The organism is Curvibacter sp. GW821-FHT09D12 (assembly GCF_059416245.1).
The window spans coordinates 348,115-354,255 of record NZ_JBWKOU010000006.1 but is presented as its reverse complement, the minus strand read 5'-3'; the positions used below and the strand labels follow the sequence as shown (position 1 = coordinate 354,255).

Here is a 6,141-nt window from a genome sequence, read left to right as displayed (position 1 = left end):
CCAAGCACCCAGAGCCATCAGACCCCAGCCACCTCGCTAAGCACTGTTCTGTGCAGTCGAGCCCGCTAGTATACACACAAATCAAGCTTCTTTGGAAGCACCTGCGAAAAACAGAACCATGACCTGCTCATCCAGCGCCTCTGACCTGTTGTGAACAGCCATGGGGCTGTCGCAGAGCCTGTGCCCCTCCTCAACAAACAAGCCCTGGAGGCACTCTATATATAGAGGGAGAGAAAACAGCACTTGTTGGAGGCGAGTGCCTGCCCCCCCCCATTGCAGCACCAATCGCCGAGCCACCGACAAGACGCACAAGCCAAACCGGCAAACTCAAATCAGCGCAGGTACGTATCACACTGCAACCGGCACGGAATCGCACGCGCGCCTAAAATGGCCCGGTGACTACTTCCATCCTCAACGCAGACCTGCACTGCCACTCCGTTGTTTCAGACGGCACCCTGACCCCTGAGGCCTTGGCGGCCCGAGCCAAAGCCAACGGCGTTGAACTCTGGGCCCTGACCGATCATGACGAAGTGGGTGGGCAATTGCGCGCGGCCGCGGCCGCACGCGAGGTCGGGCTGCGCTACCTGACCGGGGTCGAGATTTCAGTGACCTTTGCTGGGGAGACGGTCCACATCGTGGGCCTGGGTTTCGATGCAACGGACACTCGCATGACCGAGGGCTTGCACCAGACCCGTGGTGGCCGCGGGCAACGTGCCAAGGAGATGTCCGATCAGTTGGCCAAGGTGGGCATTGCAAATGCCTATGAGGGCGCCCTGCGATTCGTAGGCAACCCCGAGTTGATCTCACGCACGCATTTCGCTCGGTTTCTGGTCGAAACAGGGGTTTGCAAAGATACCGGCGAAGTGTTCAGGCGCTTCCTCACCGAGGGCAAGCCCGGTTACGTGCCCCATCGCTGGGCCAATCTGCAACAAGCGATTCAGTGGATCACTGAGGGCGGCGGGGTGGCCGTGATTGCCCACCCAGGTCGCTACCGCTTCACCGCCAACGAACAGTACGCGCTGTTCTCTGAATTCAAGGCCCATGGGGGTCAGGGCGTGGAGGTCGTGACAGGCAGCCATTCCAGCGCTGAATACCTCACCTATGCCGACATGGCGATTGAGTTCGGCTTGGCCGCTTCACGCGGCAGTGATTTCCACAGTCCTGACGAATCCCACACCGATCTGGGCGCCCTCCCTTTCCTACCTGGCAAACTGACCCCCGTCTGGGAGCTGCTCGCCGACCGGATCCAGTGAGAGTGCCATCGTGAGTGTGGTTTCGGGATACACGCCCCGCGGGATGTTGGCGGGCATCGGTCTGGCCATTGCCGCTACGGCCTGCTTTGCCACCCTGGACACCACCACCAAATTCATCAGTGCCTCCGTGCCTTTGATGATGGCTTTGTGGGTTCGCTATGCCTCGCAAGCCATCGCCACCACCTTGGTGGCCCTGCCTGCCCGCGGTTGGGCCCTGCTGCACACCACCAAGCCCAAGTTCCAACTGGTGCGGGGACTGCTGCTGATGGGCAGCAGCATGTTTGCCTTCTTCAGCTTGAAGCACATGCCCGTGGGCGAGTTCACCGCCGTCGTCATGATTGCACCGCTGGTGATCACGGTGCTGGCTGCCGTCTTGTTGCGTGAAAAGGTATCGATGCTGCGCTGGCTGCTCGTGCTGACGGGCTTCGCGGGCACCTTGCTGATCATCCGCCCCAGCGGCTCCAGCATCGGCGGCTGGGCCATGCTGCTGCCCCTGGGCCTGGTCAGCACGAATGCAGCATTCCAGATCGTCACCAGCCGACTGGCTCGGACCGAAGACCCCCTGACCATGCACTTCTATACCGGCTGGGTCGGCACCCTGTTGTCGTCCTTGATGCTGCCCTTTGTCTGGGCGGCCAACCTGCCCTGGCAAAGCTGGGCAGGCATGTTGCTGATGGGTCTCATGGGCTGTGTCGGCCACTTCATGCTGATCCTGGGCTACAGCCGAACGCCCGCGGCCATCCTCACCCCTTACCTCTATGCCCAGATCGGCTTTGCCATGCTGGGAAGCTGGTTGATTTTTTCCCACTTGCCCGACAGCTGGTCGCTCACGGGCATTGCACTCATTGCCCTGTCCGGCGCCGCCGGCGCCTGGCTCACGCTGCGCGAGGGCCGCATTCCCTCGCGCAAGAACGATCCGGTCTGAGCTCACAACAAAACACCATGGCCCAATTCTTCGAAGTCCACCCCGACAACCCCCAACCCCGCCTGCTCAAGCAAGCCGTGGCGCTGCTTCAGGCTGGCCAGGTGATTGCAGTGCCCACCGACTCCAGCTACGCCCTGGTGTGTCAGTTGGATGATCGCAACGCCACTGAACAGATGCGTCGCATCCGCCAGGTGGACGACAAACACCACCTGACCCTGCTGTGCCGCGATTTGAGCGAACTGGCCAACTACGCCAAGGTGGACAACAAACAGTACCGCCTGCTCAAAGCCGCCACGCCAGGCGCCTACACCTTCATTCTGGAGGCCACCAAAGAGGTGCCGCGCCGCGTCAGCCATCCTCAGCGCAAGACCATCGGCCTGCGGGTGCCCGACCACAAGGTCCTGCAGGCCCTGCTCGAACTGCATGGCGCGCCACTGCTGGCCACCACGCTGATCCCGGCCAGCGAGTCAGAACCCCTGAACGATGCGGCCGAAATCCGTAGCCGTTACGAGAAAACCCTGGCGGCCGTGGTCGATGCCGGCGCCTGCCCGCACGAACCCACCACCGTGGTCGACCTCACCCCGATCGACCAGGGCGACGAACCTGTCGTGATCCGCGAAGGCCGCGGATCATTGGCCGCCCTGGGTTTGTGACAAATCCGCCCGGCGCCGCAGGGCGGCGCGTCTGAGACAATGACGCCGTGAACTCCTTTTCCGACCTCATCCAGACCGTTCTGATCTACGCACTGCCGGTGCTGTTCGCCATCACGCTGCACGAGGCCGCACATGGCTATGCAGCCCGGTACTTCGGTGACAACACCGCCGCCATGATGGGGCGCATTTCGCTCAACCCCACCCGGCACATCGACCCCATGGGCACCATCGTGATGCCCTTGTTGCTGTACTTTGCCACCTCGGGTGCCTTCCTGTTTGGCTACGCCAAGCCGGTGCCCGTCAACTTCAGCCACCTGCGCAACCCCAAGCGCGACATGATCTGGGTCGCGCTGGCCGGCCCGGCCGCCAACTTTGCCCAAGCCATGATCTGGGCCCTGGTGCTGGTGCTGCTGGCTGGCACCGGCATCCATGAACGCTTTTTCCTCGAAATGGCGCGCGCGGGTGTACTGGTCAACCTGGTGATGTGGGCCTTCAACCTGTTTCCATTGCCCCCGCTCGATGGCGGTCGCATTCTGGTCGGCCTGCTGCCCTGGAAACAGGCCCAGTGGCTGGCCCGGGTCGAACCCTGGGGCTTCTTCATCGTGATGGGCCTGGTGGTGGCCGGCGTGGTGGGCTCGTTGTGGCTGCGCCCGCTGATGGCCATCGGCTACGGGGTCATCGAGACCCTGGTGGTCGGGCCTGCATCGGCCCTGTTCCGCTGACACTAGCCTCACTTCTGTTTTTTTGTTGACTGCAACCGAACTGTTTCTGCCATGAGCATCAAGCGCGTCCTGACCGGCATCACCACCACTGGCACCCCTCACCTCGGCAACTACGTGGGGGCCATTCGACCGGCCATTGAAGCCAGCCGCCAACCGGGTGTCGAGAGTTTTTATTTTCTGGCCGACTACCACGCGCTCATCAAATGTGACGATCCAGCCCGCATCCAGCGCTCCACGCTTGAAATCGCAGCCAGTTGGGTGGCGGCGGGTCTGGATCCAGAGCGCGTCACCTTCTACCGGCAATCCGACATTCCCGAGATCCCCGAACTGACCTGGTTGCTGACCTGCGTCACCGGCAAGGGCCTGCTCAATCGCGCCCACGCCTACAAGGCGGCGGTCGACCGCAACGAAGCGGCCGGCGTCGACCCAGACGCCGACGTCAACGCCGGCTTGTTCATGTACCCCGTGCTCATGGGCGCCGACATCCTCATGTTCAAGGCACACCAGGTGCCCGTGGGCCGAGACCAGATCCAGCACATCGAGATGGCCCGCGACATGGCCCAGCGCTTCAACCACCTGTATGGCGAGCACCTGGTCCTGCCCGAGGCCTTGATCGAAGAATCGGTCGCCACCTTGCCCGGCCTGGATGGCCGCAAGATGAGCAAGAGCTACGACAACACCATCCCCTTGTTCACGCCGCCCGAGCAGATGCGCAAGCTCATCGCCGGCATCCTGACCGACTCGCGCGCTCCCGGTGAGGCCAAAGAGGTCGAGGGCTCGGCCCTGTTCCAGATCTACCAGGCCTTTGCCAGCGCCGAAGAAACCCAGGCCTTGCGCCAAGCCTATGCCGACGGCATTGCCTGGGGCGATGCCAAGCAACTGCTGTGGGAACGCGTGACCCGTGAAGTGGCCCCCATGCGCGCCACCTACGAAGACCTGATCGCCCACCCCGAACGCCTGGAGGACATTCTGCAGGCCGGCGCCGCCAAGGCTCGCAAACTGTCCACGGCCTTGATCTCCGACCTGCGCCAGGCCGTGGGCCTGCGCCGCCTGGGCAGCGCCGCCAGCCCGGCCCGTGCCAGCCAGGCCGAGAAGGTGAGCCTGCCCAGCTTCAAGCAATACCGCGAAAACGACGGCCGCTTCTACTTCAAGCTGCAAGACGGCCAGGGCAAGCTGCTGCTGCAAAGCACCGGCTTTGAAGCCCCCAAGGCGGCAGGCCAGGCCATTGCCCAGCTCAAGCAAAACCCCAACGCCACACTGACCGCCTTGCAAGGCCAGTGGGCCGCCGCTGACGGTGTGAGCACCGATCAGATCATTGCCGCCCTGCAAATGTTGGCCGACGCCGCCTGAACATCAGCGGCATTCACTGCCGCCAACAAGCTCCCATGAAAAAAGCGGCCCACCCTGCAAAGGGCGGCCGCTTTTCAATGGCTGAGCTCGAAAGCGATCTGCTCAGGCCGCACTGAGGCGGGGCTGCTGGGCATGGCCCAGAGCCGGCCCAGCCGGCGCATCGTCGGCATCCAGCTTGAACTCACCCACCACAGCCTGCAACTGGGCCGCCTGACTCGACAGCGACGCCGCCGCCTGGGCCGCCTGCTGCACCAGCGCCGCATTCTGCTGCGTCACCGAATCCATGTGGGCCACCGCCTGGTTCACATGCTCGATGCCGGTGCTCTGTTCATTGAGTGCGCCCGAGATCTCGGCCAGCAAACCCGTCACTTGACCCACGGCCGAGACGATCTCGGCCATGGTGTTGCCCGCCTGCCCCACCAGGTCGGCACCGCTTTGCACCTGCTCCACCGAGTCACCGATCAGCGACTTGATCTCACGTGCGGCCACCGCACTGCGCTGCGCCAGCGATCGCACCTCGCTGGCCACCACCGCAAAGCCGCGACCCTGCTCGCCGGCACGGGCGGCTTCCACCGCCGCGTTCAGGGCCAGGATGTTGGTCTGAAAGGCAATGCCCTCGATCACCTGGATGATGTCCACGATCTTTTTCGAGCTGCCACTGATGGCGTCCATGGTCTTCACCACCTGGTCCACCACCTGCCCGCCCCGCTGCGCAATGCCCGACGCATTCACGGCCAGGCCGCTGGCCGACCGGGCCCGCTCGGCGTTCTGACGTACCGTCGAGGTCAGCTCTTCCATGCTGGCAGCGGTCTCCTCCAACGAGGCCGCCTGGTCTTCTGTGCGGCGTGACAGATCAGAGTTGCCGGAATCGATGTCCTGCGACGCCAGGGCAATTGAATCCGTCGACTGCTTGATTCGGCTCACCAGATCGGTCAGCGTGTCCTCCATGGTCCCCAAAGACCCCAGCAGACGCCCAAAATCGCCCCCCAGCTCGGTGGAGAACTCCTGACTCAGGTCACCCGATGCCACCGTCTCGGCAATCAACAAGGCGTCGTTCAAGGGTTTCACAATGCTGCGGCGCAAAGACCATACCGCCAAGACAGCCACCACAGCCGCCAGCAAACCGATCGCCAGCATCCAGTAACGGGTGGCCACGATGTCGCTGTCGACCTGCTCCACGCTCTGATCCAGGCGCTGGCGCTGCACGTCGGCCATCTGCACCCCCAGCTCACGCAGCC

At 63.4% G+C, this 6,141-nt stretch carries 6 protein-coding genes; 5 read left to right on the top strand and 1 reads right to left on the bottom strand.

Going from position 1 to position 6,141, the window contains the following annotated elements; all coding sequences use genetic code 11:
* Nucleotides 1-395: 395 nt before the first annotated feature.
* From AC07PT_RS12910 to AC07PT_RS12890, 5 genes are read left to right on the top strand one after another with little or no spacing between them, the layout of a single operon-like run.
* On the top strand, nucleotides 396-1,253 hold the full coding sequence (locus AC07PT_RS12910) for a 3',5'-nucleoside bisphosphate phosphatase (protein WP_492348430.1): 858 nt from the start codon (nucleotides 396-398) through the stop codon (nucleotides 1,251-1,253).
* A gap of 43 nt (nucleotides 1,254-1,296) precedes the next feature.
* The gene (locus tag AC07PT_RS12905; protein ID WP_492348440.1) at nucleotides 1,297-2,178 is read left to right on the top strand and encodes a DMT family transporter; all 882 of its coding nucleotides are present in this window, start codon (nucleotides 1,297-1,299) and stop codon (nucleotides 2,176-2,178) included.
* Between the two features lie 17 nt (nucleotides 2,179-2,195).
* Nucleotides 2,196-2,831, top strand: coding sequence for an L-threonylcarbamoyladenylate synthase (locus AC07PT_RS12900; RefSeq protein ID WP_492348429.1), 636 nt, complete (start codon nucleotides 2,196-2,198; stop codon nucleotides 2,829-2,831).
* A 47-nt stretch (nucleotides 2,832-2,878) separates the two neighbouring features.
* Nucleotides 2,879-3,553 (top strand): site-2 protease family protein, encoded by a 675-nt coding sequence (locus tag AC07PT_RS12895; RefSeq protein ID WP_492348428.1) that lies wholly within the window; start codon nucleotides 2,879-2,881, stop codon nucleotides 3,551-3,553.
* Between the two features lie 51 nt (nucleotides 3,554-3,604).
* The gene (locus AC07PT_RS12890) at nucleotides 3,605-4,903 is read left to right on the top strand and encodes a tryptophan--tRNA ligase (protein WP_494656885.1); all 1,299 of its coding nucleotides are present in this window, start codon (nucleotides 3,605-3,607) and stop codon (nucleotides 4,901-4,903) included.
* Nucleotides 4,904-5,005: 102 nt separating this feature from the next.
* Here AC07PT_RS12890 and AC07PT_RS12885 read toward each other — a convergent pair whose 3' ends face one another.
* On the bottom strand, nucleotides 5,006-6,118 hold the full coding sequence (locus tag AC07PT_RS12885) for a methyl-accepting chemotaxis protein (RefSeq protein ID WP_494656893.1): 1,113 nt from the start codon (nucleotides 6,116-6,118) through the stop codon (nucleotides 5,006-5,008).
* Nucleotides 6,119-6,141: the final 23 nt, after the last annotated feature.